The organism is Mycolicibacterium aurum (assembly GCF_900637195.1).
Classification (GTDB): domain Bacteria; phylum Actinomycetota; class Actinomycetes; order Mycobacteriales; family Mycobacteriaceae; genus Mycobacterium; species Mycobacterium aurum.
In genome coordinates this window covers 4267434-4294191 of sequence record NZ_LR134356.1, presented here as the reverse complement: position 1 = coordinate 4294191, position 26758 = coordinate 4267434, and the positions used below count along the sequence as shown (strand labels likewise).

The window sequence follows — 26758 nt, the reverse complement described above, 5'->3', positions numbered from 1 at the left end:
GGACACTGTGCTGACAATTCGTGCCGACCTCGTCGATGCGATGGTCGGCCATGCCCGCACCGACCATCCCGACGAGGCCTGCGGCATCATCGCCGGGCCGGATGGTTCCGATCGTCCGGAACGGTTCATCCCCATGGCCAACGCCGAGCGGTCGCCGACGTTCTACCGCTTCGACTCCATGGAGCAGCTCAAGGTGTGGCGCAGTATGGAGGAGGCCGACGAGGTGCCGGTCGTCATCTACCACTCGCACACCGGCACCGAGGCCTATCCGAGCCGCACGGATGTGTCCATCGCCGGCGAACCCGACGCCCACTACGTGCTGATCTCCACCCGCGACCCCGACGACCACGAGCTGCGGAGCTATCGCATCCGCGACGGCGTGGTCACCGAAGAGCCCGTCACCATCGTCGAGCAGTACTGAGAAGATTCAAGGAGTTACCTCGCATGACCGTAACGGTGTCGATCCCGACCATCCTGCGCACCCACACCGGGGGAGAGAAGCGCGTCTCCGCCGCCGGCGACACGTTGCACGCCGTGATCGCCGATCTGGAGGCCAACTATTCCGGCATCTCCGAACGGCTGGTCGACCCCGCCAATCAAGGCAAGTTGCACCGCTTCGTCAACATCTACGTCAACGACGAGGATGTGCGGTTCTCCGGCGGGCTGGACACGGCGATCGCCGACGGCGACTCGGTGACCATCCTGCCCGCGGTCGCCGGAGGCTGAGACTCTTGGGAAACCGACAGATGACCCAGCCATGACGCGGTACGACTCGCTGCTGCAGGCGCTCGGCAACACGCCGCTGGTCGGACTTCCGCGGCTGTCGCCGGCGTGGGACCAGGATCCGCACGTCCGGTTGTGGGCCAAGCTCGAGGACCGCAACCCCACCGGCTCCATCAAGGACCGCCCCGCGCTGCGGATGATCGAGGACGCCGAACGCGAGGGACGGCTGCAGCGCGGAGCCACCATCCTGGAGCCGACGAGCGGCAACACCGGCATCTCGCTGGCGATGGCGGCGCTGCTCAAGGGCTATCAGATGATCTGCGTGATGCCGGAGAACACGTCGGTGGAGCGGCGCCAGATTCTGGAGCTCTACGGTGCGCGCATCATCTATTCACCCGCCGAGGGTGGCTCCAACACCGCGGTGGCCCACGCGAAAGAGCTTGCGGCGCAGAATCCTTCCTGGGTGATGCTGTACCAGTACGGCAACCCCTCGAACGCCGCGGCCCACTACGAGGGCACCGGGCCGGAGCTGCTCGCCGACCTGCCGGAGATCACCCACTTCGTCGCGGGACTGGGGACCACCGGAACGCTGATGGGAACGGGCCGCTTCCTGCGCGAACATGTGCCCGGGGTACAGATCGTGGCGGCCGAACCGCGCTACGGCGAAGGTGTGTACGCGCTGCGCAACATCGACGAGGGCTTCATCCCCGAGCTGTACGACCCCGAGGTGCTGACCACCCGCTTCGCCGTCGGCTCCTACGACGCCGTGCGGCGCACCCGCGAACTCATCCAGGTGGAGGGCATCTTCGCGGGCATCTCCACCGGCGCGATCCTGCACGCCGCGCTCGGCATGGCCGCCAAGGCCGTCAAGGCCGGTGAGCGCGCCGACATCGCCTTCACCGTCTGCGACGCCGGGTGGAAGTATCTGTCGACCGGCGCGTACGCCGGTAGCCTTGATGACGCGGAGGACGCGCTGGAAGGGCAACTTTGGGCATGACGGGTACAGGCGGATACTCCGCGCTCCCGGTGGAGCCGAAGAAACGGCCGGCGTGGGTGGTCGGCGCACTGACCATCCTGTCGTTCGTCGCCTTGCTCTATGTCATCGAGGCCTACGACTCGGTGACGGGACATCGCCTCGACAGCAACGGCATTCGACCGCTCGAGACCGACGGCTTGACCGGCGTCCTGTTCGCGCCGCTGCTGCACTCGAACTGGGAGCACCTGATCGCCAATACGGGTCCGGCGCTCGTCCTCGGATTCCTGATGACCCTCGCGGGCTTGTCGCGGTTCATCTTCGCCACCGCCATCATCTGGATTCTCGGTGGCCTCGGAACATGGCTCATCGGCAACCTGGGTGCCCCCACCTACAACGGGATGGTCGTCGAGACCAACCACATCGGTGCCTCCGGTCTGATCTTCGGGTGGCTGACCTTTCTGATCGTGTTCGGCTTCTTCACCCGAAAGATCTGGGAGATCGTCACCGGCGTGGTGGTGCTGTTCATCTACGGCAGCATCCTGCTCGGCGTTCTGCCGGGGACCTTCGGTGTCTCGTGGCAGGGGCATCTGTGCGGCGCGGTCGCCGGCGTGCTGGCCGCCTATCTGCTGTCCGGGCCCGAGCGCAAGACCAGGGCGTTGCGGCGTCCGGTCCGACCGCCGTCACTGAACACGTGAACGCACAGCAGCAGGCGCCCATCGGGATCTTCGACTCGGGGGTGGGCGGACTCACGGTTGCGCGGGCGATCATCGATCAGCTGCCCGACGAGGACATCATCTACGTCGGCGACACGGGCAACGGACCGTACGGGCCACTGGCCATACCCGAGATCCGGGCCCACGCGTTGGCGATCGGCGACGACCTCGCGGGCCGCGGTATCAAGGCCCTGGTGATCGCGTGCAACTCCGCGTCGTCGGCCTGCCTGCGCGATGCGCGGGAACGCTATGCCCCCATCCCGGTGGTCGAGGTGATCCTGCCTGCGGTCCGGCGCGCCGTCGCCACCACCCGCAATGGCCGGATCGGCGTCATCGGGACGGCGGCGACGATCGCCTCCGGCGCATACCAGGACGCGTTCACAGCAGCACGGGACATCGAGGTGTTCGGTGTCGCCTGCCCGCGTTTCGTCGATTTCGTCGAGCGCGGCGTGACGAGCGGGCGCCAGGTCCTGGGGCTGGCCGAGGGATACCTGGAGCCGCTGCAGCGGGCCGAGGTCGACACGCTGGTGCTGGGCTGCACGCACTATCCGATGCTCTCGGGTCTGATCCAGCTGGCCATGGGCGACCACGTGACGCTGGTGTCCAGCGCCGAGGAGACGGCAAAGGATCTACTCCGCGTGCTCTCCGAGCGTGAGTTGCTCAAACCCCACCCCGACGACGGGGTGCAGGTCCCGCGCCGAGTGTTCGAGGCAACAGGCGACCCTGAGGCTTTCACCGCACTTGCGGCGCGCTTCCTCGGGCCCACCCTCGGCGGTGTCCGGCCAGTTCAGCGTCACGCCGGCTTGCGAACATGACGTTCATCGCCGAAACCGGCGATGTTTTCGTCATGCAGATGGTGGGCATGGCAAGCTAGTGAGCGTGCGAATCACCGTACTCGGTTGCTCCGGCAGTGTGGTCGGTCCTGATTCGCCCGCGTCCGGATATCTCGTCAGTGCGCCCGACACCCCACCCCTGGTTCTCGACTTCGGTGGAGGTGTTCTCGGTGCTCTGCAACGGCACGCCGACCCCAATTCCGTGCACGTGTTGCTGTCGCATCTGCATGCCGACCACTGTCTGGATTTGCCGGGACTGTTCGTCTGGCGGCGCTACCATCCGACGCCCGCGCCGGAACGCGGCGTCGTCTACGGGCCCGCGAACACCTGGGCGCGGCTTGGTTCGGCGTCCTCGCCCGAGGGCGGGGAAATCGATGACTTCACCGACATCTTCGATGTCCGGCACTGGGTGGACAACCAGGAGGTGCAGATCGGTGCGCTGACGGTGTTACCCCGGATGGTGTGTCATCCCACCGAGTCCTACGGCATGCGGATCACCGATCCGTCCGGCGCCACCCTGGTTTACAGCGGCGACACCGGTTACTGCGATCAACTCATCGACTTGGCGCGCGACGCCGACGTGTTCCTGTGTGAGGCGTCGTGGACGCATTCCCCGTCGCGGCCGCCGCGGCTGCATCTGTCGGGCACCGAAGCCGGCCGGGCCGCGGCGCGTGCCGGCGTGGGCGAGTTGCTGCTCACCCACATTCCGCCGTGGACGTCGCGCGAGGATGTCATCAGCGAGGCGAAGGCCGAGTTCGACGGTCCGGTGCATGCCGTGGTGTGCAACGAGACGTTCGATATTTCACACCGCTGAACGCCACTGACCCCCACCCGGGTCACTCCGGCTACCGGCTAGTGTTGGCCCGTGTCCAGACGAGAAGACGGCCGGCTCGACGACGAATTGCGCCCGGTCACGATCACCCGCGGCTTCACCACCCATCCTGCGGGTTCGGTCCTGGTGGAGTTCGGTCAGACCCGGGTCATGTGCACGGCGAGCGTCACCGAGGGTGTGCCGCGCTGGCGCAAGGGTTCAGGGCAGGGATGGCTGACAGCCGAGTACGCGATGCTGCCCGCGGCCACCCACGACCGCTCCGACCGCGAATCGGTCAAGGGACGCGTCGGCGGACGCACCCAGGAGATCAGCCGCCTGGTCGGACGGTCGCTGCGCGCCTGCATCGACCTGGCAGCGCTGGGGGAGAACACCATTGCGATCGACTGCGACGTGCTCCAGGCCGACGGCGGCACCAGGACCGCGGCCATCACCGGCGCCTACGTCGCACTGTCGGATGCCGTCACCTATCTCGCCGCTGCAGGCAAGCTGTCTGATCCGCGTCCGCTGTCGTGCGCGATCGCCGCGGTCAGCGTCGGCGTCGTCGACGGCCGTATCCGGGTGGACCTGCCCTACACCGAGGACTCGCGCGCGGAGGTGGACATGAACGTCGTCGCCACCGACACCGGCACCCTCGTCGAGATCCAGGGCACCGGGGAGGGCGCGACATTCCCGCGGTCCACGCTGGACAAGATGCTCGATCTCGCCATGGCCTCATGCGACCAGTTGTTCGAAATTCAGCGCAGCGCACTGGATTTGCCTTATCCCGGGGTGCTGCCGGACTCCGGTGAACCCACGAAGAAGGCGTTCGGAAGCTGAGCCGGGGTGACTCGCTTACTGGTCGCCAGCCGTAATCGCAAGAAGCTGGCCGAACTGCGCCGCGTGCTCGACGGCGCAGGACTGTCCGGTCTGACACTGGTCGCGCTCGACGAGGTGCCTCCGTTCGACGAGGCGCCGGAGACCGGAGCGACGTTCGAGGAGAACGCGTTGGCCAAGGCGCGTGACGCGTTCGCCGCCACCGGCCTGCCCGCCGTGGCCGACGACTCCGGCCTCGAGGTCGACGCGCTCAACGGTATGCCGGGGGTGCTGAGCGCGAGGTGGTCCGGGCGCCACGGCGACGACGCCGCGAACACCGCCCTACTCCTCGGTCAGCTGGGCGACGTACCGGATGAGCGCCGCGGTGCCGCGTTCGTGTCGGCGTGCGCGCTGGTGTTCGGGCCTGCCGAGTCCGACCACGCGGTGGTCCGGGGGGAGTGGGCCGGCAGCATCGTGCGGGCGACGCGCGGCGAGGGCGGGTTCGGCTACGACCCGGTGTTTCTGCCCGCGGCTTCGGCAAGGACAGCCGCGGAGCTGACGCCGGCGGAGAAGGATGCGGCGTCGCACCGGGGTAAGGCACTCTCGGCGCTGCTGCCCGCACTGCGGTCGCTGGTCTGAGGCCTCGTCACCCGGTGTAGCAACCAGGCGACCGGCACGCTGAAGGCCAGCGTCGCCGCGATCAGCCCAGGTGTCGAACCGGTGAACAGCGGCCAATCCAGCACCACGTGCATCGTCAGCGCCATGACCACGACGTGGACCAGGAAGATCTCGTAGGAGATCTCGCCGAGCCACACCATCGGCCTGCTGGCCAGCACGCGGTGGTAGGAATCCCGGCTGCCCAGCGCTAGCGGTGCCACGACCAGCGTCGCGATCGCCGCGTACAGCATCGACTTCGCCACGGGCGTCCAGGCCGGGTCGGGACCGTCGAAGGTGCCACCCACCCACGTCGACACGATCAGGTAGAGCACCGCCGCCGTCGGGATCGCGACGATCGCGGAGCACCGGGCGGCGATGGTCTCCAGGACCGCGAGCGCCATCCCGCCGGCGAACCAGGCGAGGTGAGCGGGCAGCCACATCCCGGCGGAGTTCGGCAGCACGTCCGTGGCGGCGACGACGACGAGCCACCCGGGCGTCACCGCGGCCAGGAGTGCGATGCCGGTCAGCGCACGGCGGGGCTGCCACCGGTCGCGGCACAGCACGCGCAGCAACAGGAATGCGAAGGCGGGAAGTGCGAGGTAGAACGACACCTCGACGGCCAGGCTCCACATTTGGGAGAGGCCGGTGTGCAGCAGCGTCGCCGCGTAGTCGTCGGTGTAGATCTGCGTGAGGGTCAGATGACGGAGCAAGCCCTCCCACGTCTGCCCCGGATTGGGCCCGGGGGTGAAGACGGTGTAGACCTCAAAGGCCGCTACCACCGTGATCAGGTAGGCCGGGACGATGCGGCGCACCCGGTGCCGGCCGTAGCGGCGCACAGACGGTGCGGGCCGGTCCTCGGCGGCGGCACGCACCCACGGCCGGAACAGCAGAAATCCCGAGAGCACGAAGAAGATCGCCACACCGATCTCCAGACGGGCGGACACCGCACCGAGGTAGCCCTGTGACAGGTAGCCGGTCGCGAAGGCCGCGTGCGTGCTGACCACGAGAATGGCGGCGACAGCGCGCAGCCCGGTGAGGGCGGGTTCTCGGGGAGACGCGGCGCTCGGTCGGGCTGCCCCACCGGCGCTCCAGCGCGCGCCGGGGCGGCCTGACATCTGCCCGAGTGTAGCTAGGTGATGCCGAACTGGGCCTTGATGTTCTGCGTCTGGAAGTGCTCGACCACGATGCCGACCAGGGGGATGGTGCCTGCCAGCAGTACGCCGACGGTCTTGGCGATGGGCCACCGCACCTTGACGGCCAAGTTGGCGGTGAACAGCAGGTAGACGAAGTACACCCAGCCGTGCACGACCGCGATCCAGCCGAGTGAGTCGTCGTTGAAGCCGTACTTCAGCACCATCTCGTAGCAGAGGGCGATAAGCCACAGGCCGGTTGCCCACGCCAGGACGCGGTACCCGGTGAGTGCCTTGCGCACGGCCTCGACGGGGGTGATGGGTGGCGGGGATTCAGGTGCGGTCACGTACCGGTTCCTGTCTTCTTCTGGTCATCGGTGTCTGCTTTGGCCAGCTCGGCCAGGTAGGCGTTGTATTCACGCAGGGTCGGATCGGCGTCCTCGTCGGAATGGACGCCGGCGCGCGGGTCCGGCCGGGGTCGCTCGGGAAGCAACCCCGCCGGGATCTCGGTGACAGTGTGCTGCGAGCGGGGCTCGGGCGGAGCGTCTTCCAGGCGGACGAACTTGAAGTACGCGTACACGCAGAATCCTGCGAAGAGCGGCCACTGGAATGCGTACCCGAGGTTCTGGAAGTCGCCCGCGGTCGATTCGAAACGGGTCCATTGCCACCACGCCAAGGCGAGACAGCCGCTGGCGGCGGCGATCATCAACAGGATGAGCGCCGGCCTCCTACGCCGCGTAGTGGACACTGCTCAACGGTACCGCGACGACGTTCGGTCCGATGAATTCGTCCACGCGGGCGGTGTCTGGCGTGGGGTCGCGACACGCCGCGTTGGTACGATCACAGCCACTGCGGGCGTGGCGAAATGGCAGACGCGCGGGCTTTAGGTGCCCGTGTTCGGAAGAACGTGTGGGTTCGAGTCCCACCGCCCGCACTCGGCACTGTCATCTGAGCGTGCATGAAATGCCTTGCTGCGCAGGTGAACTGACTCTCATGCGAGGAAGGCTGAGCGGGGGAACGCGGTCATCGCGGTTGCCAGGAGGTAGCGGGCAGCGCTGGCGACGACCAACGGTTCGCCGGAGACCTGAGGATTGTTGGCGATGAAGTGGCGGATGTGAACGATGACATCTGCCACGAGCTGTCCTGCCGATGCGCTCACCGGTGAGGCGACGCGCTTTATCGCCGCCGGGCAGTCGACGTGCCTGGCCGCGACCGCGCCGTCGTCGAGCACGCTCGGGTCGAACGACACGATGTCGCACCGGGCATCCGCCAGCACGCCGGTCATGGTGACGCCGTCGCCGACGACTGCCATGACGTCGCCGCGCCCGTAGGAACCGACATGGTCGTCGGTGCGGAGATCGACGCGGCCGGCGCGCACCCGGCACAGGACAACGCCGTTCGGCGTATCCAGCTCGTAGCGGATCGAGGAGCTGATCTCGGCGTCATCAAGCGTGGCCGGGCCCACGCGGGTACGCCAGACGCGGATCCACGGTTCGGCTTCCGCCCCGTTCGGGGCAATGGTTACGCGACCGTACGCTTTGCCGAGGATGTCCTCGGCTTGGCCGAGATTGGAGGTGTTGACGAGGTAGTGGCCGGCGATGGACATGCCGTGTCAGCCCCCGCTCGGCGAGTGGCGGCTGGGCGTTTCGGCGCCTGACGCCGTCGCATCGGCCTCGGACCCGAAACCGATACGGCCGGGGGCTGCGACGTTCACTCGCACCGAATCCTCTCGACTGGACACTCGCGCCGCGCCTGGAATGGAACGCGATAAATTTGACGAGGACGTCATTTTAAGCACAGCTAACTATGGTAAGCAGGCCAAATCTCTTGTCGATAGTGAATGTTTACGTCGAGCAGGCCGAACTGTGCAACTGCTTAGCGTGTCTGGGCAAGCGCTTTCGCCGGTGACAACCACTGCGGATCAATGCCACAGCAATATCGGTTCCGATGCAACACGAAACAGCGTTGTGAGTGGCAATGTGAGCGAAATCGCCGTTCCGCGCACCCGGGGCGACCCGGGAAGCGGGATTAGGCAGATACCTCGATCGCCGCCGGGGCGGCGTCGATGGCCTGCGCCTTGAAGCAGAGGATGCTCGCCGCGAAGCTGACCACCGCGGCAGCCCCGGCGAATGCGGCGATCAGCGTCTCGTCCAGGCCCCAGCTCGCGAGTGCGAACGCCAGGGAGATGATGGCGGTGACGATGAGGAAGAGCCCAGTGGTCGCGACAGCCTCGTTGAACGGATCGTCGGCGTCGACGGTGGTGGGGACGGCCGGCTCGACCATGGGTGCTCCTTCGGGCGTGCGGTTGCTCCGACGTAAATACCCCGCGGTCCGGCGGTGAAACCTTTCATCACCCGGCGGTGGGTCGTGACTACGCTCACTGTCCGCCCACCCGGTTGCGCTGCCCACTGGTGTGGGTTAGAGCGGCAGTCTTCTGCGACGATGGCGAGTAATCCACACCAGACGGGGGACCCCAGTGGACATGAGCGATCTGAAGTTCGTACACCTGCACGGCGACAAAGTGGCATATCGGGACGAGGGCAGCGGTCCCGAGACCCTGCTCTTGCTCCACGGCATGGCGGGAAGTTCGCAGACCTGGCGTGCCGTCATGCCGCAGCTGTCGAAGCGTTATCGCGTCATCGCCCCGGATCTCCTCGGGCACGGCGAATCGGCCAAGCCCCGCAGTGACTACTCCCTCGGCGCGTTCGCGGTCTTCCTCCGCGATCTGCTGGACGAACTGGGCGTCTCGCGAGTCACGGTGGTCGGTCAATCGCTGGGTGGCGGCGTCGCGATGCAGTTCGTCTATCAACACCCCGACTACTGCCAGCGGTTGGTCCTGATCAGCAGCGGTGGTCTCGGACAAGACGTCGGTTGGACACTTCGCCTGCTGTCGGCGCCGGGCGCAGAGCTCATCATGCCTGTCATCGCACCTCCTCCGGTCATCACCATCGGCAACAAGCTGCGCTCCTGGTTGTCCGCCGCGAGTATCCAGTCGCCCCGCGGAGCCGAGATGTGGAGTGCCTACTCATCGTTGTCGGACCCGCAGACCCGCCAGGCCTTCCTCCGCACGCTCAGATCGGTGGTCGACTATCGAGGGCAGGCGGTCAGCGCCCTGAATAAGATGCACCTGACCACCGAATTGCCCCTGATGATCATCTGGGGCGATCAGGACCGGATCATTCCCGTCGAGCACGGTCATGCACTCGACGACCTTCGGCCGGGTTGCCGCCTCGAAGTGCTGCCGGGCGTCGGACACTTCCCGCACGTCGAGAAGCCGAACGATGTCGTAGATCTTCTCGACGACTTCATGGCGTCGACGTGCCAGCCGTCCTCCGACACGCCCGTTCGCAGCCCACTCGGCTGACGCCCTCATCTCCTCCTGACCGGGTGGCCGTTGCGCTCTGCCAGCGAGCGCAGTTGCTTGAGCGCAAACTGGCGGTTGCGCCCGCCCTCGGGCAGCACGATGCCTGCCCACAGCCCTACTGCGCCAGGCATCACGCAGGCCTCCCGCGCGCACTGCCAGCGACGCGGGCACGCGCGACACAGCGCTTTGGCGCCGTCGTCGGCCACTGTGGTCCAGCGGTCGGGATCGCGCGTACACGGCGCGGTCCACGCTTCCTCTTCGATCGTTATCGAACTCATCGAACTCATGGACACCTTCCCTTCCCCCTTCGGCAATACACTTGTATCGTAAAGGCGATACGGCTGTATTGTCGACTTCGGTTTGCTGGGGGCGTTGTTTACGGTGGTCGGTGTGGTTTCTGAACCGAGCCGGAGAAATGCCGTGGAGCCGCGGTTCATCGAGCGGATTCAGGCTGCGGCGCTGAAGAGTTTCGCCGCCCACGGCACGGGTGCCAGCACCATGCGGGGCGTGGCCGCTGCGGCGGGAGTATCGCTGGGGTCGGTGCAGCACCACTTTGCAACGAAGGCGGGCTTGATCGAGGCTGTCGACGAGTACGTCCTGCGGTTGCTCACCGCGACAATCGCCCAGCCTCTGTCGGATCCACCCACGGACTCCGTGGCCGAGATCGGCGCCAGGATAAACACGCTGTTCGTCGAACAGCCCGAGGTGGCGGCCTATCTGGGGCGGGCACTCGTCGACGGCAGTCCGGTGGGCGCCAAGATCTTCGACACGCTCATGACCACGGGGATCGCGCGATGGCAGGAACGCCATGACCGCGGGGAGTTACGCGACGACGTCGACCTTACGTGGGCGGCGATCAACAGTCTGGTTCTCGCTCTGGGTGCCGTCAGCCTTCGGCCTCACCTCGACCGGCACCTACCGGAACCTTTCATCACGCCCAATCAGCTCAACCGATGGCGGGACGCCACCGATGCGCTACTGCGGGAAGGGCTGTTCCGGCGTCCGGACTCCGAATAAGCGTCAGTCCGTCGCCGAGGCGACCCGTCGCCGGTACGCGGATGGCGTTTCGCCGCAGAATTGCGAGAACGCACGGGTGAAGGAGCTGACGCTGTCAAAACCCACCGCGGATGCGGTCTCCTGCACCGACTGCGTGGGGGCGGCGAGCAGCGCCATGGCGCGCAGCATGCGTGCGTGCAGAAGATAAGTCCGCCAAGACAATCCGAGCGTGTCCGCGAACAGTCTGCGCAGGGTGCGCTCCGAAACCGACACGGCTCGACTGACGTCTTCGGACGTCACCGTGCCCAGGTGCTGTTTGGTGTAGTCCATCGCCGCGGCGACGATCGGGTTGTCGGACGTCGGAAGGCTCAGTGGCGCTTCGTGATCGAGCGCTTCGGTGACCAGCGCCGCCAGGGTTCCGAAGAATCGGTCCGACGTCTCGTCGCCGCGAGCTCTCTCGATCGGCCAGCGCAGCGCGTAGATCATCATCTCTCGGATCAGCGGGGACACCGCGAGGATCCGGGCCCGATCGCCGCCGTCGGCGATCAGGCTGCGATCGAACATGACCGCGACCGTCTTGACGTCGGGGTTCATCACGGCCTGGTGTTCGAGCCCCGCCGGGATCCATGCGGCCTGCTGGGGCGGAAGCAGATAGTGCGCGGAGTCGGTCTCCACCTCGACCACACCGTGCAGGGCGTACTCGATCTGGTGTACCTCATGCGAATGCCAGCCGGTGATCAGAGCGTCGCCTTCGTACAGATAGCTGCCGCCCAGCGCCTGACCGCCGCGGCGCAACTCGATGACGCGGCGGCCACCCACTGGCTGAGCGGGCAACCTGGCCGCTCTGGACAAGACTCTGTCCGAAGACGCAGAGACGGTCACGCCTTCAGACGGTACTACTGAAAAGAGAACTGCGGACTCGAGGAGTGCTGTGCACAAAGACGACCTGATCCTGGTGAGTATCGACGACCACGTGGTGGAACCGCCCGACATGTTCCTCAACCACGTTCCGGCCAAGTACAAGGCGGAGGCGCCCATCGTCGTGACCGACGACAAAGGCGTCGACCAGTGGATGTACCAGGGCAGGCCGCAGGGCGTGAGCGGACTCAACGCCGTGGTGTCCTGGCCCCCCGAGGAGTGGGGCCGCGATCCCGCCGGCTTCGCCGAGATGCGCCCGGGCGTGTACGACGTCCACGAGCGCGTGCGCGACATGAACCGCAACGGCATCCTGGCGTCGATGTGCTTTCCGACGTTCACCGGGTTCTCGGCCCGGCATCTGAACATGCATCGCGAAGACGTCACCTTGGTGATGGTGTCGGCGTACAACGACTGGCACATCGACGAATGGGCGGGCTCGTATCCCGACCGCTTCATCCCGATCGCGGTGTTGCCCACGTGGAATCCCGAGGCGATGTGCGCCGAGATCCGCCGTGTCGCGGCCAAGGGCTGCCGTGCGGTCACGATGCCGGAACTGCCACATCTCGAAGGGCTGCCGAGCTACCACGACGACGAGTACTGGGGCCCGGTGTTCCGCACACTCTCCGAAGAGAACGTGGTCATGTGCCTGCACATCGGCACCGGTTTCGGAGCGATCAGCATGGCGCCCAATGCCCCGATCGACAACCTGATCATCCTTGCGACCCAGGTCTCGGCCATGTGTGCCCAGGATCTGCTGTGGGGCCCGGCGATGCGCAACTACCCGGACCTGAAATTCGCCTTCTCCGAGGGGGGCATCGGCTGGATCCCGTTCTATCTGGATCGCAGCGACCGCCACTACACCAACCAGAAGTGGCTGCGCCGCGACTTCGGCGACAAGATGCCCAGCGACGTATTCCGGGAACACTCACTCGCGTGCTATGTCACCGACAAGACGTCGCTGAAGCTGCGCCATGAGATCGGTATCGACATCATCGCGTGGGAGTGCGACTACCCGCACTCGGACTGTTTCTGGCCCGATGCGCCCGAGCAGGTGCTGGCCGAGCTCGACGCCGCAGGCGCGTCCGACTCCGACATCAACAAGATCACCTGGGAGAACTCCTGCCGGTTCTTCGGCTGGGACCCGTTCGCGCTGACGCCGCGGGAGCAAGCCACCGCAGGGGCCCTGCGCGCCAAGGCAACCGACGTCGACGTGTCGATCCGCCCGCGGGCGGAATGGGCGCGGCTCTACGACGAGAAGCAGTTCGCGAGGACCTGAGTCAAGGGCGTCCCAGCAGCCGCCGGACAGCTCGTCGCGCCGACCGTCGCGGCAGCTTCGAGGGTTGACGCCGGACGTACGGCCACGGCCTGTTGCGCTCGGGAACCGACTGCGCGCGTTGCTGTTTGAGCTGTGTGCGCAGATGCGCGCGCAGCTCGTGCAGATCCGGGTCGGACCACCGGTTGTGGATCTCTGTCGGATCCGCGGTGAGGTCGTAGAGCTCCCACTGGTCGTCGAGGGGATCGCGGCGGTAGGTCGGCCCGCCCATGCCGTCGGCGGCGAGGTGGCGTACGCCCGGCTCGGTCCACGTGGACGGGTCGTCGAACGAGCGGACCAGTTTCCACAGGTGCCCGGCCCCACCCGGCGCCGCCTGATCATCGACTCGGAGCACCAGGCCCTCGAAGTTGGCGGCGGTATGGGCGGGAATGCGAATACGCAGCGGCGCAGGGACATTCGATGTCAGCCGCAGCATACGGGCCAGTCCGGACGCGCCGGTGTCACCTTCGAGCACGTTGTCGCGCGTCATCAGGTACACCGCGCGGTCCCTGTCTGCCTGTGCGCCGTCGACGACGGGCATCAAGTTGCGACCGGGCAAAGGATGGATCTCCGAGAACGACGGCGCGAGTGTGGCCGCGACGGCCTCGATATCGACGCCCGCCGCTGACAGCAGCGTGGGGACGAGGTCGACGTGTGACGTCGGGGCGGACACCGTGCGCTGCCGCGTGGCGTCGCGGCCCACGCGGGCGATGACGAACGGCACCCGGGTGGCCTCGTCATAGAGGTTGAACCACTTCTGGTTCATGCCGCCGTGGGCGCCGAGGAGGTCGCCGTGGTCGGCTGTGCGGACCAGGACGGTGTCGTCCGGACCGTCGGCGGACCCTCCCTCGGTGACCGCCCGGCGGACTCTGTCGATCGGGCCATCCACCTCGGCATGTAACCGGTAGTACAGATCGCGGTACTGCTGGGCGTTGCGCCGATACGTCCGCTCGATGGCGCCGGCCGGACCGTAGCCGGAGTAATACGCCTCGCGGAACGCGATCTGGGCGGCCGGCTTAGAGGACAGATCCTCGTCCGCGGAGGGCGCGGCAGGCACCGCGGGCGGGTCGAGGGCAGAAGCGGACAACGGGCTGCGGCGAGCCCAGCCCGGAAACAGCACGATGTCATGGGGATTGACGAAGCTGGCGACCAGTAGAAACGGCCGCTGGGCGTCGGGGTCTCCTGCGCGCCTGCGGCGGTACCTGTCCTCGAGCCAGGCGACCACGCGATCGGCGATCAGCGGGTCGCGCCTGATGCCCGCATTGGACAGGGCGGCACCGTGGGGTTCCGGTCCGACCCAGCCGGAGAAGCCGTACGGGGCAAGCGGATCGGCGTCCAGATAGCGTTGGACGGCGTCGGCGTCCACGACGCCGTCGTTGTCGTTGGTGTCGAGCGACTCGCCGGTGGCCGGATCGGTGAGGTCGGCGTGGGAGATGTGCCACTTGCCATCGTAATGGGTGTCGTAACCGGCTGCCCGAAACCAATTGCCCAGGGTGGGAACCTCGCCTTGGCGCAGCCAACGCAGCCGGGAGTCGTTGTGCGCCTTGCCCAGTCCGTCGGTCTGTGTCACGCCGTGGAGGTCGGGGTACTGGCCGGTGAAGATGGTCGGGCGACTGGGCACGCACGCCAGGGATCCGGTGTAGTGCCGCGCGAAGCTGACCCCGTGCTCGTCGAACCACTTTCTGCCGCGGAGCGTGCGATCGCGCCAGGACAACACAGCGCTGGACTCGTACGGCGGAGTCGCACGTTCCTCGTCGGTCATGATGATGACGATGTCGGGGCGGTGCGGTGTCATGGTGTCCCTTCCAGTGCGCGGGCCAACGAGGTGAGCAACTCCTGCGAGCGCCGTGCCATCAACCGTGCGAAGAGCCGTTCGCCGATCGGGCGGAGCACCTGCGAGTGCATGCTGACAGTGCTGGTCAGGGTCACCGTAGTCGTGCCGGCGCCGGCGGTGCCCACATTCCATCGGTTCGACACCGAGAAGCCGCGGGGGACTCCGGAGATCTGATAGGCGAGCACCCGGCCCGGTTCGAACTCCACGATCGTCTCGACAAAGGTGTTGCGCCCGGTCTGGACGCGGCGGGTCAGGCCGATTGGTCGCGCGTGATCCGCGCTGTTGAGCACGCAGGAGTGATCGACGGAGTCAGCCCACGCGCTGAGCGACCCGAAGTCGGCGAGCATCTCCCAGACCGCCGCAGGCGACGCGGCGATCTCGCGGGAGCGCGTGATGTGCGTCATCGCCCCATCCAACTCGGTCGCGGCGGCGGCCGCCAGTTCACGTCGCGCAGATGCCGGCGACGACGGTGCGGGTGATCGACTCGGCGCGGCGCGGCGCGAAGGAGCGCCCCTCGCTGAGGATGGCGTAGACGATGCCGCCGACGATCGCGTCGGCGGCATCCTGGGCGGGCTCCTCGCCGAACCCGGCCGCGGTCAACCGGTTTCGCACACTGTCATGCAGCGGCATGCTGAAGCCGGAATGCAGCCTCGCCGCGGTGTCGGGGTGCTCCATGCCCGCAGTGGTGAGTATGCGCAGCATCGCGTTTCCGCGCGCTGTGGTCAGCGCCGTGGCGAGCGCGACCGCCCACGTGCAGATGTCCCCGGCCACGTCCTCGGTCGCGGTCACCGGTCGCAGGATCCGGTCGGCGTCTTCGAGGATGACATCGGCGACCAGCGCATGCCTGCTGGGCCACCAGCGGTAGATGGTCTGCTTGCCGACGCCGGCACTGGCGGCCACCGCCTCGATGGTCAGTCTGTCGAAGCCGCGCTCCAGCAGAAGGGTGCGTGTCGCGCCGACGATGGCCATGCGCGACTTCTCGCTGCGGCGCCGCGGCGCGGCGGTGTGGGTGGCCATGTCGTGTCCCCCCTCCGGCTTTACACGCTGGGGCATCGCCCGTAGTGTGCCACAAGACGAGACGTTGCGTCTCGTTAGGTGGCTGAACGGTGGATGAGGCGGTTGACTTCCTGATGGCGGGAACCAAGCTGGTGATAGGTGCCAGCGGCTTCCTCGGCTCCCACGTCACCAAGCTGCTCGTCGCCGACGGCGAGGGCGACGTGCGGGTGCTGATCCGCACCACGAGTTCCACCCGCGGAATCGACGGACTGCCGGTCGACGTCCGCTACGGCGACATCTTCGACACCGAGGCGCTGCGCAGCGCAATGGCCGGATGTGAGGTCGTCTACTACTGCGTCGTCGACGCTCGGCCGTGGCTGCGGGATCCGGCGCCGATGTGGCAGACCAACGTCGACGGGTTGCGCAACGTTCTGGATGTCGCGCTCGACGCCGACCTGAGACGGTTCGTGTTCACCAGCTCCATCGGCACCATCGGCCGTGCCGAAGGGGCGCTGGCCGACGAGGAGACCGCGCACAACTGGCTCGACGTGGGCGGCGCCTACATCCGGTCCCGGGTGGCTGCCGAAGATATGGTGCTGCGCTACTGCGCGGACAAAGGGTTCCCGGGAGTGGCGATGTGCGTCGCCAACACCTACGGTCCCGGCGACTTCCTGCCGACCCCGCACGGTGGGATGTTGGCGGCCGCGGTGCGCGGCAAGCTTCCGTTCTCCATCACAGGCTACGACGCCGAGGTCGTCGGTATCGAGGACGCCGCGCGCGCCATGATCCTCGCCGGTGAGCGTGGGGGCGTGGGGGAGCGCTACATCGTGTCGGAGCGGTTCATGAGCACCCGGGAGGTCCATGAAATCGGCTGCGCGGCAGTCGGGGTCACGCCCCCGAGGGTCGGGGTGCCGATCCAGGTGATGGCCGCGGCCGCCCACCTCGGCAGTGCGGTGGCCAGGATCCGCCGCGTCGACACCATGCTCACACCATTGAATGTCCGCCTGATGCACATCATGACGCCGCTGGATCATTCGAAGGCGGTGCGCGAGCTCGGCTGGCACCCACGACCCACGCCGGAGGCGATCGAGGCTGCCGCGCACTTTTTCAGCGACCAGCGTCGTCGCGTTGACACAGAGAGGGCGCGATGACGATCGGATTGATGCCTGAGCAACTCCAGCTGGCCGACGCCGTGGCGAAGTTCACGGCCAGGCACGCGCCGATCGACAAGACGCGCAGCGCGTTCGACGCGATCGCAGCGGGAGAGTTGCCTCAGTGGTGGGACGAGTTCGTCGCCAACGGTTTTCACGCGGTGCATCTGCCCGATGAGCTCGGCGGGCAGGGCGGCACGCTGACCGACACCGCCTGCGTGGTGGAGGCCGCCGCGCTCGCCCTGCTGCCCGGCCCCGTGCTTCCGACGGTGACGGCCAGCGCGGTCGCGCAGCTCGCCTCGGATGCACCGGCCGCGCGGACCGTGCTGGAGCGCCTCGCCGCAGGTGCGGCGGCAGCGGTGATCCTCGCAGGTGACAGTGACTTTAAGGCGTCGCCGGCAGCGGACGGCTGGACCGTCACCGGGACATCGTCGGCCACACTGGGGGCACGCTCGGCGCAGGTGATCGTCGCTGCCGCGCGCGCCGGCGAGGACACGGTGTGGTTCGCGATCGATACCGGCCACCACACAGTGGTTGTCGACGGGCGCAACGGAACCGACAAGACCGTCGACGTCGGCGTCGTGCGACTCGATGGCCATCACTGCCCGGCAGATTCGGTGCTGGCCGGTATCGACGACGATCGGGCACGGTGCGTGGCGCTCGCGCTGGCGGCCAGTGCCGCGTCCGGGACCATCCGCTGGTGCGTGCAGGCGGTCACCGACCACCTGCGCACGCGGGAGCAGTTCGGCAAGCCGATCGGCACCTTCCAGGCGCTTCAGCATCAGGCCGCGATGCTCCTGGTGAACAGTGAACTGGCGACCGCGGCGGCGTGGGACGCGGTCCGGTCGGCGTCCGAGGACGCGGCGCAGCACCAGATCGCGGCGTGGGGCGCAGCGTTGATGGCGATCGCACCCGCTCCCGATCTCGTCCTCGACACCCTCACCATGTTCGGAGCGATCGGCTATACGTGGGAGCACGATCTTCACCTGTACTGGCGCAAGGCCACCAGCCTGGCGGCGTCCATCGGACCGTCCGGACGGGTCGCCGAGTCGCTGGGCGGGCTCACCCGTACCGAGAGCCGGGATGTGTCGGTCAGACTCGGCGACCTCGATGCCGAGTTCCGGCGCCGTGTCGCGACAGTGCTCGACGAGGCGCGCACGCTGCGCAACGATCAGCCGGGGCGGCAGGGCGACTACGAGAATCTCGCCACCGGACCGCAGCGGACACTGATCGCCGACGCCGGTCTGATCGCGCCGCACTGGCCCCGCCCGTGGGGCGTGGAGGCCACGCAGCTGCAGCTGCTCATCATCGATGAGGAGTTCGCGAAGCGCCCTGATCTGGTCCGCCCGTCTCTCGGCATCTCCGAATGGATTCTGCCCACGTTGATCAGCTCGGCATCCGAGGATCTCCAGCAGCGCTTCATTCCGCCGACGCAGCGCGGCGAACTGGGATGGTGCCAACTGTTCAGCGAACCGGGTGCCGGTTCGGACCTGGCCGCACTGTCGACCCGGGCGACGAAGGTCGACGGCGGCTGGCGAATCAACGGACACAAGATCTGGACCTCGTCGGCGCACACCGCCGACTACGGAGCCCTGTTGGCGCGCACCGATCCGAATGCGGCCAAGCACCGCGGAATCGGTTACTTCATCGTCGATATGCGCTCTGAAGGCATTGAACTGCAACGTATCCGGCAGGCCACCGGCGAAGCGCACTTCAACGAGGTCTTCCTGTCCGACGTGTTCGTGCCCGACGAGCTGCTGCTCGGCGGGCCGACCGACGGGTGGAATCTCGCGATTGCCACGATGGCGCAGGAGCGCGTCGCGATCAGCGGTTACGTGAACTTCGACAGGGCGAGCATCCTGCGCGGCCTGGCCGGGGAGGACCGTCCGGACCGCAGCCGGGTACTGGCGGCGCTCGGTGAGGCGGACGCCTATGCCAACGCGATCAAAGTGCTTGCGGTACGGGAGGTCCTGCGCATTCTCGACGGACAGGCAGCAGGCCCGGCGTCGAGCATCGCCAAGGTCGCCATGAATGTGATGCTGCGCCGCACCTTCACGGCCACCCTCGAGTTGGCCGCTCCGTCGGCGGTGGTGGAGGACGCCGACCCGCCGATCATCGAGCCCTACTTCCACCTCCCCGCCGAGCTGATCGGTGGCGGTACCAAGGAGATTCAGCTCAACATCATCGCCCAGATGATTCTCGGGCTCCCCCGCAAGTAGAGCTGTGACGAAGGAGAGTGCGCATGGGTTTGCGTGGTGAGGCCGCGATCGTCGGCTACGTGGAGTTGCCACCGGAGCGGCTGAGCAAAGCGAGCCTGGCTCCGTTCACGCTCGAGCAATGGGCCGAGCTCGGTGGGGCGGCGCTGGCTGACGCGGGTCTGTCGGGCGAGCTGGTCGACGGCATCGTCACATCGCATCTGGCGGAGTCGGAGATCTTCGTCCCGTCGACGGTGACCGAATACCTCGGTGTGCGTGCGAACTTCGCCGAACTGGTCGACCTCGGGGGTGCCAGTGCGGTCGGCATGGTGTGGCGAGCCGCTGCCGCCATCGAGTTGGGCATCTGCGACGTGGTGCTCTGCGCCATCCCCGCCCGCTACCTGACGCCGACCTCAGAGAAGAAGCCGAAACCGCTGATCGACGCGGTGTTCTTCGGTGCGTCGAGCAATCAATATGGCTCGCCCCAAGCAGAATTCGAGATCCCCTACGGAAATCTCGGCCAGAACGGCCCGTACGGCCAGGTCGCCCAGCGCTACGCCTCGGTGTACGGCTATGACGAGCGGGCGATGGCCAAGATCGCGGTGGACCAGCGCGTCAACGCCAACCACACCGACGGTGCGATCTGGAAGGACAAGCCGTTGACGATCGACGACGTGCTGGCCAGTCCCGTGATCGCCGACCCGCTGCACATGCTGGAGATCGTGATGCCCTGCGTCGGCGGTGCCGCCGTCGTCGTCGCCAGCTCCGAGGTGGCCGCCCGAGCCAAGAACCGCCCGGTGTGGATCAAGGGTTTCGGTGAGCAGGTGCCCTACAAGACGCCGACCTACGCCGAGGACCTGCTGCAGACGCCGATCGCACATGCCGCCGACACCGCGTTCGGCATGTCGGGATTGACCCGCGCACAAATGGACATGGTGTCGATCTATGACTGCTACACGATCACCGTGTTGCTCAGCCTCGAGGACGCCGGCTTCTGCGAGAAGGGCAAGGGCATGGAGTTCGTGTCGGCACACGACCTGACCTTCCGCGGTGACTTCCCGCTCAACACCGCGGGCGGTCAGCTCGGCTTCGGTCAGGCGGGCAACGCGGGCGGCATGCATCACGTCTGCGACGCGACCCGCCAGATCATGGGACGCGCAGGCGCGGCGCAGGTCGCCGACTGTAACCGGGCGTTCGTGTCGGGCAACGGCGGCATCCTCTCGGAACAGACCACACTCGTGCTGGAAGGGGACTGACGGTGGACGCATCGACGTTCGAACGGCCCATGCCGGTCAAAACCCCTACCACGGCGCCGTTCTGGGATGCCCTTGCCGAGCACCGGGTGGTCATCCAGTACTCGCCGTCGATTCAGTCGTACGTGTTCTATCCGCGGGTGCGCGCACCGCGAACTCTTGCCGACGACCTGGAATGGCGCGAGATCTCGGGGATGGGCACGCTCTACTCGTTCACCGTCGCCCGGCGGCCCGTGGGCCCGCACTTCGTCGACGCCGTGCCGCAGCTGCTGGCGATCGTGGAATGGGACGAGGGTCCGCGGTTCTCCACCGAACTCGTCAACGTCGAGCCCGAGGATGTCGCGATCGGCATGCGTGTCAGCCCCGTATTCTGCGACTACCCGGAGCACGACGTGACGATGCTGCGGTACGAGCCCGCAGACCGCTGAACCCGGCGTGAGCCCCGCGCCGCGAACACGGCTCTGTGTTGCAACCACCAGGGGGAGCCCCGCATGAACGACCGAGAAGACCGGCAGGACATCGGCGACCTCCTGGTGCGCTACGCGACCGGTATCGACAGCCGCGACTGGTCGTTGTTCCGCAGCGTGTTCACCGACGACTGCGAGCTCGACTACGGCGAGATCGGCAGATGGAGTGGCGTGGACGCGGTCGTCGAGTTCATGGTGGCCGCCCACGACAAGGCCGGTCATACGCTGCACCGGATCACCAATCACACCGCAGCGATCGACGGTGACACCGCCACGGCGCGTGCCTATGTGGACGCGCTGATCATGTCGCAGGACAACACCTCCGGCGTCAGCGCCGCCGGTTTCTACGACGACGAGCTGGTTCGCACCGGCACCGGCTGGCGAATCAAGCGGCGACGGTTCACCACGGTGCTGGTCAGGATGGTGAGTGCGGGATGACGTTCGCCGACAGGTACGGGCCGTGGGCGCTGGTCGCGGGAGCGTCCGACGGTATCGGTGCCGCCTTCGCCGAGGAGCTGGCGCAGCGGGGGCTCAACGTCGTTCTCCTCGCGCGGCGCGAAGCCGTCCTGGCCCACCTCGCGTCGGGAATTCACGACCGCACCGGCGTCCAGACACGTGTGCTGGCGGTCGATCTCACCTCGGACACCGCCGCCGCGTCGGTGATCGATGCGACACGCGACCTCGACATCGGCACGCTGATCTACTGCGCGGGCGCAGACCCGGACTTCAGACCTTTTCTGGCGCAGCCTGTGACGAATGCGGAGGCGATGCTCCGCCGCAACTGCCTGGTCCCGATGCAGCTCAGTCATCACTTCGCGCAGGGCATGGTGTCCAACGGCCGCGGTGCGATCGTCATCCTCGGTTCGGGGGCAGGTTTCGCCGGGGGCCCCAACATGGTGGCCTACGGCGCGACAAAGGCTTTCGACATGGTGTTCGCGGAGGCAATGTGGACGGAGCTGCACGACAAGGGCATCGACGTGCTCGGACTGATCCTGGGCAAGACCGATACGCCGGCGCTCCGGCGTCTGGAACACGCCCGCGGTCACCTGGACAGCACCGACGACCGGCCGGCCGGCACGGCGTCGGTGGACGAGGTCATCGCCGAGGCGTTCGACAATCTGACCAACGGACCGACGTGGATCGTGGGGGAGGACATGCGGGGGGCCGCGCAGATGATGGGCTCGGTATCCCGCAACGACGCGGTTCGGTTCATCATGGCGGCCACCGCGGCCGCGATGGGGGAGGGTTGATCGTCGCGGACGCCGAACTAACGGCCGGGCGCGACCGGTACGTAGAGGGCGGTCGCGCCGCTTCGTCCGCGTAGCGTCGCCTCGCCGCACGCCGTCCAGTGCGTTTGTTCGTCTGTGCCTGCCTGCGCGTGCGCCACACCGGAGCACAGGGCCCGACCGTCGAACTCCTTGGCGTGGTCGGCAAGTCGGGCCGCTTCGTTCACAGCGTCACCGACCACCGTGTACTCGTACCGGTTCTCGGCACCGATGTTGCCGGCGAACACCGGTCCTGCGGACACCCCGATGCCGAAGTCGACCGGCAGTCTTCGCAGTTCCGTGGTGAGCGCGCGCGCCGTGGCCATCGCCGCCGATGCCGGGTCGGGAATCCGCAGGGGTGCCCCGAACACCGCGAGTGCGGCGTCGCCTTGGAACTTGTTGACGAGGCCGTGCCGTTCGTCGACCTGCGCGACGACGATCCGGAAGAAGTCGTTGAGGATGTCGGCCACCTCGTGAGGATCGCGGTCCGTCGCCAGTTGCGTCGATCCCACCAGGTCGATGAACAGGATCGCCACGTCGCGTTCGTCACCCGCGGATGAGCCGCTGTCCTGCATGCCCTGCTCGACGGCTCGGCGCGCGACTTCCTCTCCGACATGTCGGCCGAACAGATCCCGGAGCCGGTCGCGCTCCTGCAGACCGGCGACCATGCGGTTGAACCCGCTTTGCAGTCGCCCGATCTCGGACCATTCGTAGACGTCGATCGTGCGGTCGATCGTGCCCTTCTCGACGTCGGCCATCGCGTCGACCACCTCGTTGACCGGGTCGGCGATCGACATCGACACCAAGATCATCGCGCGCAGCCCGAGCACCACGGCCACCAGCGCCAGGATCAGCAACGCGAGCTCGATCGGAGCGGAGGTATCGAGCAGCCAGCCCCGCAGGCGTAGCACGAGCAACAGGGCGATCACCGTGCCGGGTAGTGCCGTGCAGACCAACCACATGATGAGCAGCCGCGCCCGCACCCCGGGGGCGCTCGGGCGTTCGGCGTCGGCGGGCACCGCAGCCAGCAGGGGCCGCAACGTACGCAGGGTGAACAGGAAGCCGGTGCACAGCGTGGCGATCGCGCCGAACAGCAGCGCGGTGGTCAGGACGACGAATTCCGTGTTGTCGGCGGGCAGATTGAGCGGGACAAGGACTGCGGCCATCAGGATCCACGGCGCGACGGTGATGCCGGCCTGACGACGCGTCGTCTTGGCCATCGTCGCGGTCTCGGCCGGCGTCGGGCGTCGTCCGGCATCGAGCCACCGCAGCGACGGCCTGATGATCAGCACGGCGCCGACGGACACCGTTGCGGTACTCAGCAGGGCGACGACCGCGAAGGCGACGACGTTGCCCGGGGTCACGACGCTGCGGCCGGAGAGGGCGACCACGATCGCGACCACTTCGGCGACCGTGAGCAGGTAGGCAAACGTGAGACCTGCTGCGTACCTGATGAGCAGGCGACCTGGCCTCACACGGGCGAACGTATCAGTCGGTCGTCCAGCGGGCCCTGTCGTGGGCCCGCCGTGTCGGGGTGCCTAGTCGCTGGCGGGTAGCGGTTTGGCTTCCTTGAGCGCCAACGGGGTGGTGCCGATGCTGATGGTGCCCTTTCCGGCCTTCGTGACGAGAACCTCGGCTCCGTTGTCGTCGACGTAGCGCTTGCCCATCAGATTGCCGGTCGCCAGCGAGTCGTCCAGGGTCGCCTCCGGATCCGCACCCGGGGCGTCGGCACCGACAGGGACCACAGGCGCCCCGCCGATGCGGAGGTCGTCGAGGCTGTCGGCGCTGCGGACCACGATCACCTGTGTGTCGCAGACCTGACTCTGCAGGCGGCTGCCGTTCTTGATCATGCAGGGGCTCCTTGCGTCGTGGCCGGCTCGGCCGGCGATTGATCCTGGTTCAGTTCACTGACGAGTTCACGGCGCAGTACCTTGCCGGTCGCGTTGGTGGGCAGCTCATCCCGGAACACCACGCGGTCCGGGGTGCGAGACCCACGCAGCTGGGATCGGACATGCGAGCGAAGATCCTCGACGTCGGGATCGGCGCCCGGGTGGGCCACCACGACCGCGACGATGATCTGGCCCCATTGCGGGTCGTCGGCTCCGACCACGGCGCAGTCACGAACATCGGGATGCTCGACGAGGACGTCCTCGATCTCAGCAGGGGCGATGTTCTCGCCTCCCCGGATGATGGTGTCGTCGGAGCGGCCCCCGATGAACAGATAGCCCGCCTCGTCGAGGTAGGCGACGTCCTTGGTGGGGAACCAACCTTCGGCGTCCAGCACCGATCCGATGTCGGTGTATCTGCCCGAGACCTGCTCGCCGCGGACGAACAACTCACCCGGCTCCCCGGGGCCGAGAACCGTGCCGTCGTCGGCGCGGATCTGGACCTCGATGCCGGGGACCGGCTGACCCACCGAGCCGAGCCGGCGCGTGGCGCCGTCATCGGACGCGGTGAGCGCAGCGCGGTGATCGTCCGGCGTGAGCACCGCGATGGTGGAACTGGTCTCCGTCAATCCGTAGGCGTTGACGAACCCGACGTCGGGAAGTAGTGACAGCGCCTTGCGGACCAGCGGCAGCGGTACCTTCGAACCGCCGTAGGCGAGCGTGCGCAGGGAGGGCAGCGCGATGCGCCCGGCCTCGAGGACCGTGACGATCCGGTCCAGCATGGTCGGCACCACGGTCGCCGATGTGACGCCCTCGTCGGCCACCAGCTGCACCCACTTCTCGGCGTCGAAGTGCGTCAGGTACACCATCTTCCGGCCCGCATACAGGTTGGACAGGGCCGCGCTGACACCGGCGATGTGATAGGGCGGCACGCAGATCAGTGCCGCATCATCTGTTGCGGCCGAGGCGAACTCGACGGTGCCGGTGATGTAGCTGGTCAGATTCGCATGCGTCAGCTCGACGGCCTTGGGTTTCGACGTCGTGCCGGAGGTGAACAGCACCACGCCGACCGCGTCCGGGTCGGCGAACTCGGCGGCCGGCTCGGCGGTGGCGGCCGAGGCGAGGAAGTCCGTCGAGGTCACCGTCCGGTACCCGGGGCCCACCGCGTCCCGGTACTCGTCGTCGACGACCACCAGCGGATCGGGAAGGCGGTCCAGCAACGCCCGCAGGCCCTCGCCGGACAATCGGTAGTTCAACGGCGTCACCGGCACCGCGGCCCGAGCCGACGAGAACAGCAGAAGGGGCAGCATCGCGCCGCCTGTGCCCACGTACGCGACGTGCTGGGCACCGGACGACGCGATGATCCCCGCCCCACCGTCGGCCAGGCTGCTCAGTTCGGCTGTGGTGAGCCGCAGTTCGTCGGACACGATCGCGGTGCGGTCATGGCCGCCCGGCCCCCCGGCTTCTTGAGCCATCTCCAGCAGCAGCGAGATGCTCATGCTTGCGGCTCGTCGACGAAGATGTCGAGGATCGGACGGTCGCCGCCCCCGTAGCGGGTCAGGTCGGTGACGCCCGCCTCGGTCAGGACCGCTGAGTCGATGAACGTCTTCCCGTTCACGGCGGCCGGCGGCTGCGACAGGATCGCCACGGCCGCGTCGCCCATGATCTCGGGGCTGCGCGACGCTTTCACGAGGTCTCCTCCGTCGGCGAGATTGGTCACCGCCGACGTGGCGATGTACGTCTCGGGCCACAGGCAGCTGAAGCCGATGTTGTCTTCTTCATACTCCGCGGCCCAGCCGAGCGACAGCAGTGTCATCCCGTATTTGGACACTGTGTAGGACGGGTGGGCGCCCAGCCATCGTGGACTCAGGTTCAGCGGCGGCGCGAGTGTCACCACGTGTGCGGCGGGAGACGTGCGCAGATGCGGGAGCGCGGCCCTGGTCAACAGGAACGTTCCGCGGACGTTGATGTCCATCATCAGATCGAACTTCTTGGCCGACAGCAGCTCGGTGGAGTCGGTGGCGATCGCACTGGCGTTGTTGATGACGACGTCGACGCCGCCGAAGTGCTCGACAGCGGTGCTCACCGCACGTGCCACATCCTCTTCCTTGCGGACGTCGCCGACCACGGCCACCCCCTTACCGCCGGCGGCCTCGACCTCGGCGACCGCGGTGTGCACGGTGCCGGGCAGTTTCGGGTGCGGCTCGGAGGTCTTGGCCAGGAGCACGACGTTGGCGCCGCGGCGGGCGGCGGCGAGCGCGATGGCCAAGCCGATGCCTCGGCTACCGCCGGACACCACCATGGTCCGGTCGCTGAAGACCGCCGCGCCGGTCTTGGTGGTCTCGCTGGCCTTCACAGACAAATGTCCGTCCTCCTCGTCGGCGCCAGATAGTGCCGTTCTCATTTTAGGCGAATCACATATCCGCTGTGTACCGGGTCTTCGCGACCGCCGGCGGGGCCTCCGC

Annotated in this window: 30 protein-coding genes, 1 tRNA gene and 1 pseudogene; 18 read left to right on the top strand and 14 right to left on the bottom strand. The window is 67.4% G+C overall.

The window, feature by feature from the left end:
- The first annotated feature begins 7 nt into the window (after positions 1 to 7).
- From EL337_RS20095 to rdgB, 8 genes are read left to right on the top strand one after another with little or no spacing between them, the layout of a single operon-like run.
- The gene (locus EL337_RS20095; RefSeq protein WP_048634372.1) at positions 8 to 421 is read left to right on the top strand and encodes a M67 family metallopeptidase; all 414 of its coding nucleotides are present in this window, start codon (positions 8 to 10) and stop codon (positions 419 to 421) included.
- Positions 422 to 444: 23 nt separating this feature from the next.
- Positions 445 to 726 carry a MoaD/ThiS family protein gene (locus EL337_RS20090; protein WP_048634373.1) on the top strand — a complete coding sequence of 94 codons (282 nt, stop codon included), beginning with the start codon at positions 445 to 447 and terminating at the stop codon, positions 724 to 726.
- 31 nt (positions 727 to 757) lie between these two features.
- Positions 758 to 1720, top strand: coding sequence for a PLP-dependent cysteine synthase family protein (locus EL337_RS20085; protein WP_126316619.1), 963 nt, complete (start codon positions 758 to 760; stop codon positions 1718 to 1720).
- Positions 1717 to 2394, top strand: a complete 678-nt coding sequence (locus tag EL337_RS20080; RefSeq protein ID WP_048634374.1) for a rhomboid family protein — start codon at positions 1717 to 1719, stop codon at positions 2392 to 2394. The genes EL337_RS20085 and EL337_RS20080 overlap by 4 nt, the downstream gene beginning before the upstream one ends.
- Entirely contained in the window at positions 2391 to 3227 is an 837-nt protein-coding gene (gene murI / locus EL337_RS20075; RefSeq protein WP_048634375.1) for a glutamate racemase, read from the top strand. Before EL337_RS20080 ends, murI begins: the two co-directional genes overlap by 4 nt.
- A gap of 58 nt (positions 3228 to 3285) precedes the next feature.
- Positions 3286 to 4059, top strand: coding sequence for a cyclic nucleotide-degrading phosphodiesterase (locus tag EL337_RS20070; RefSeq protein ID WP_048634376.1), 774 nt, complete (start codon positions 3286 to 3288; stop codon positions 4057 to 4059).
- A gap of 51 nt (positions 4060 to 4110) precedes the next feature.
- Complete coding sequence (gene rph / locus EL337_RS20065) at positions 4111 to 4893, top strand: ribonuclease PH (RefSeq protein WP_048634377.1); 783 nt, start codon at positions 4111 to 4113, stop codon at positions 4891 to 4893.
- A 6-nt stretch (positions 4894 to 4899) separates the two neighbouring features.
- Positions 4900 to 5508 carry an RdgB/HAM1 family non-canonical purine NTP pyrophosphatase gene (rdgB, locus tag EL337_RS20060; protein WP_197724133.1) on the top strand — a complete coding sequence of 203 codons (609 nt, stop codon included), beginning with the start codon at positions 4900 to 4902 and terminating at the stop codon, positions 5506 to 5508.
- Between the two features lie 74 nt (positions 5509 to 5582).
- Here the strand turns inward: rdgB and EL337_RS20055 are convergent.
- The 3 genes and pseudogenes from EL337_RS20055 to EL337_RS20045 all read right to left on the bottom strand — a co-directional run.
- A pseudogene (locus tag EL337_RS20055) lies at positions 5583 to 6641 on the bottom strand (acyltransferase family protein); the annotation flags it as partial.
- A gap of 14 nt (positions 6642 to 6655) precedes the next feature.
- Entirely contained in the window at positions 6656 to 7003 is a 348-nt protein-coding gene (locus EL337_RS20050; RefSeq protein ID WP_048634379.1) for a DUF3817 domain-containing protein, read from the bottom strand.
- Positions 7000 to 7404, bottom strand: coding sequence for a lipoprotein LprD (locus tag EL337_RS20045; RefSeq protein ID WP_048634380.1), 405 nt, complete (start codon positions 7402 to 7404; stop codon positions 7000 to 7002). The genes EL337_RS20050 and EL337_RS20045 overlap by 4 nt, the downstream gene beginning before the upstream one ends.
- A gap of 103 nt (positions 7405 to 7507) precedes the next feature.
- Here EL337_RS20045 and EL337_RS20040 point away from each other — a divergent pair.
- Positions 7508 to 7590: transfer RNA gene (locus EL337_RS20040), tRNA-Leu, on the top strand.
- Between the two features lie 57 nt (positions 7591 to 7647).
- Here EL337_RS20040 and EL337_RS20035 read toward each other — a convergent pair.
- Positions 7648 to 8262 (bottom strand): hypothetical protein, encoded by a 615-nt coding sequence (locus tag EL337_RS20035; protein WP_048634381.1) that lies wholly within the window; start codon positions 8260 to 8262, stop codon positions 7648 to 7650.
- A 422-nt stretch (positions 8263 to 8684) separates the two neighbouring features.
- The gene (locus EL337_RS20030) at positions 8685 to 8939 is read right to left on the bottom strand and encodes a hypothetical protein (protein ID WP_048634382.1); all 255 of its coding nucleotides are present in this window, start codon (positions 8937 to 8939) and stop codon (positions 8685 to 8687) included.
- A gap of 199 nt (positions 8940 to 9138) precedes the next feature.
- On the opposite strand from EL337_RS20030, the gene EL337_RS20025 reads away from it, so the two are divergent.
- Positions 9139 to 10020, top strand: a complete 882-nt coding sequence (locus EL337_RS20025; RefSeq protein ID WP_048634439.1) for an alpha/beta fold hydrolase — start codon at positions 9139 to 9141, stop codon at positions 10018 to 10020.
- Between the two features lie 5 nt (positions 10021 to 10025).
- On the opposite strand, the gene EL337_RS20020 is transcribed toward EL337_RS20025, so the two are convergent.
- A complete protein-coding gene (locus tag EL337_RS20020) occupies positions 10026 to 10298 on the bottom strand; it encodes a WhiB family transcriptional regulator (RefSeq protein WP_083443223.1) in 273 nt (90 codons plus the stop codon).
- 112 nt (positions 10299 to 10410) lie between these two features.
- Here EL337_RS20020 and EL337_RS20015 point away from each other — a divergent pair, with 112 nt between their 5' ends.
- Positions 10411 to 11037 carry a TetR/AcrR family transcriptional regulator gene (locus EL337_RS20015; RefSeq protein ID WP_370737202.1) on the top strand — a complete coding sequence of 209 codons (627 nt, stop codon included), beginning with the start codon at positions 10411 to 10413 and terminating at the stop codon, positions 11035 to 11037.
- Between the two features lie 3 nt (positions 11038 to 11040).
- On the opposite strand, the gene EL337_RS20010 is transcribed toward EL337_RS20015, so the two are convergent.
- Positions 11041 to 11898, bottom strand: coding sequence for an AraC family transcriptional regulator (locus EL337_RS20010; RefSeq protein WP_083443216.1), 858 nt, complete (start codon positions 11896 to 11898; stop codon positions 11041 to 11043).
- A gap of 49 nt (positions 11899 to 11947) precedes the next feature.
- On the opposite strand from EL337_RS20010, the gene EL337_RS20005 reads away from it, so the two are divergent.
- Positions 11948 to 13210 (top strand): amidohydrolase family protein, encoded by a 1263-nt coding sequence (locus tag EL337_RS20005; RefSeq protein ID WP_109860194.1) that lies wholly within the window; start codon positions 11948 to 11950, stop codon positions 13208 to 13210.
- Position 13211: 1 nt separating this feature from the next.
- Here the strand turns inward: EL337_RS20005 and EL337_RS20000 are convergent, their stop codons facing one another.
- The 3 genes from EL337_RS20000 to EL337_RS19990 are packed head-to-tail and all read right to left on the bottom strand — an operon-like array spanning position 13212 to position 16097.
- Positions 13212 to 15041, bottom strand: a complete 1830-nt coding sequence (locus tag EL337_RS20000) for a sulfatase-like hydrolase/transferase (protein ID WP_048634385.1) — start codon at positions 15039 to 15041, stop codon at positions 13212 to 13214.
- Positions 15038 to 15484 (bottom strand): SRPBCC family protein, encoded by a 447-nt coding sequence (locus EL337_RS19995; protein ID WP_048634386.1) that lies wholly within the window; start codon positions 15482 to 15484, stop codon positions 15038 to 15040. The genes EL337_RS20000 and EL337_RS19995 overlap by 4 nt, the downstream gene beginning before the upstream one ends.
- 37 nt (positions 15485 to 15521) lie before the next feature.
- Positions 15522 to 16097, bottom strand: a complete 576-nt coding sequence (locus EL337_RS19990; protein ID WP_048634387.1) for a TetR/AcrR family transcriptional regulator — start codon at positions 16095 to 16097, stop codon at positions 15522 to 15524.
- Positions 16098 to 16210: 113 nt separating this feature from the next.
- On the opposite strand from EL337_RS19990, the gene EL337_RS19985 reads away from it, so the two are divergent.
- The 6 genes from EL337_RS19985 to EL337_RS19960 all read left to right on the top strand — a co-directional run bounded on the left by EL337_RS19985 (position 16211) and on the right by EL337_RS19960 (position 22392).
- Positions 16211 to 17227: an NAD-dependent epimerase/dehydratase family protein gene (locus EL337_RS19985; protein WP_048634441.1), complete on the top strand. Its 1017-nt coding sequence runs from the start codon at positions 16211 to 16213 to the stop codon at positions 17225 to 17227.
- Positions 17224 to 19446 carry an acyl-CoA dehydrogenase family protein gene (locus EL337_RS19980; protein ID WP_048634388.1) on the top strand — a complete coding sequence of 741 codons (2223 nt, stop codon included), beginning with the start codon at positions 17224 to 17226 and terminating at the stop codon, positions 19444 to 19446. The genes EL337_RS19985 and EL337_RS19980 overlap by 4 nt, the downstream gene beginning before the upstream one ends.
- Before the next feature lie 23 nt (positions 19447 to 19469).
- Positions 19470 to 20678, top strand: coding sequence for a thiolase family protein (locus EL337_RS19975; RefSeq protein ID WP_048634389.1), 1209 nt, complete (start codon positions 19470 to 19472; stop codon positions 20676 to 20678).
- Between the two features lie 29 nt (positions 20679 to 20707).
- Entirely contained in the window at positions 20708 to 21103 is a 396-nt protein-coding gene (locus tag EL337_RS19970) for a Zn-ribbon domain-containing OB-fold protein (RefSeq protein ID WP_048634442.1), read from the top strand.
- 63 nt (positions 21104 to 21166) lie between these two features.
- Complete coding sequence (locus EL337_RS19965) at positions 21167 to 21580, top strand: nuclear transport factor 2 family protein (RefSeq protein WP_048634390.1); 414 nt, start codon at positions 21167 to 21169, stop codon at positions 21578 to 21580.
- Positions 21577 to 22392 (top strand): SDR family NAD(P)-dependent oxidoreductase, encoded by an 816-nt coding sequence (locus EL337_RS19960; protein WP_048634391.1) that lies wholly within the window; start codon positions 21577 to 21579, stop codon positions 22390 to 22392. The genes EL337_RS19965 and EL337_RS19960 overlap by 4 nt, the downstream gene beginning before the upstream one ends.
- A 17-nt stretch (positions 22393 to 22409) precedes the next feature.
- Here EL337_RS19960 and EL337_RS19955 read toward each other — a convergent pair whose 3' ends face one another.
- The 4 genes from EL337_RS19955 to EL337_RS19940 all read right to left on the bottom strand — a co-directional run bounded on the left by EL337_RS19955 (position 22410) and on the right by EL337_RS19940 (position 26595).
- Positions 22410 to 23882 (bottom strand): adenylate/guanylate cyclase domain-containing protein, encoded by a 1473-nt coding sequence (locus EL337_RS19955; protein WP_048634392.1) that lies wholly within the window; start codon positions 23880 to 23882, stop codon positions 22410 to 22412.
- A 63-nt stretch (positions 23883 to 23945) separates the two neighbouring features.
- Positions 23946 to 24257, bottom strand: a complete 312-nt coding sequence (locus EL337_RS19950; protein WP_048634393.1) for a hypothetical protein — start codon at positions 24255 to 24257, stop codon at positions 23946 to 23948.
- A complete protein-coding gene (locus tag EL337_RS19945; RefSeq protein ID WP_048634394.1) occupies positions 24254 to 25792 on the bottom strand; it encodes a class I adenylate-forming enzyme family protein in 1539 nt (512 codons plus the stop codon). The genes EL337_RS19950 and EL337_RS19945 overlap by 4 nt, the downstream gene beginning before the upstream one ends.
- Entirely contained in the window at positions 25789 to 26595 is an 807-nt protein-coding gene (locus tag EL337_RS19940; protein WP_048634443.1) for an SDR family oxidoreductase, read from the bottom strand. The genes EL337_RS19945 and EL337_RS19940 overlap by 4 nt, the downstream gene beginning before the upstream one ends.
- Positions 26596 to 26758: the final 163 nt, after the last annotated feature.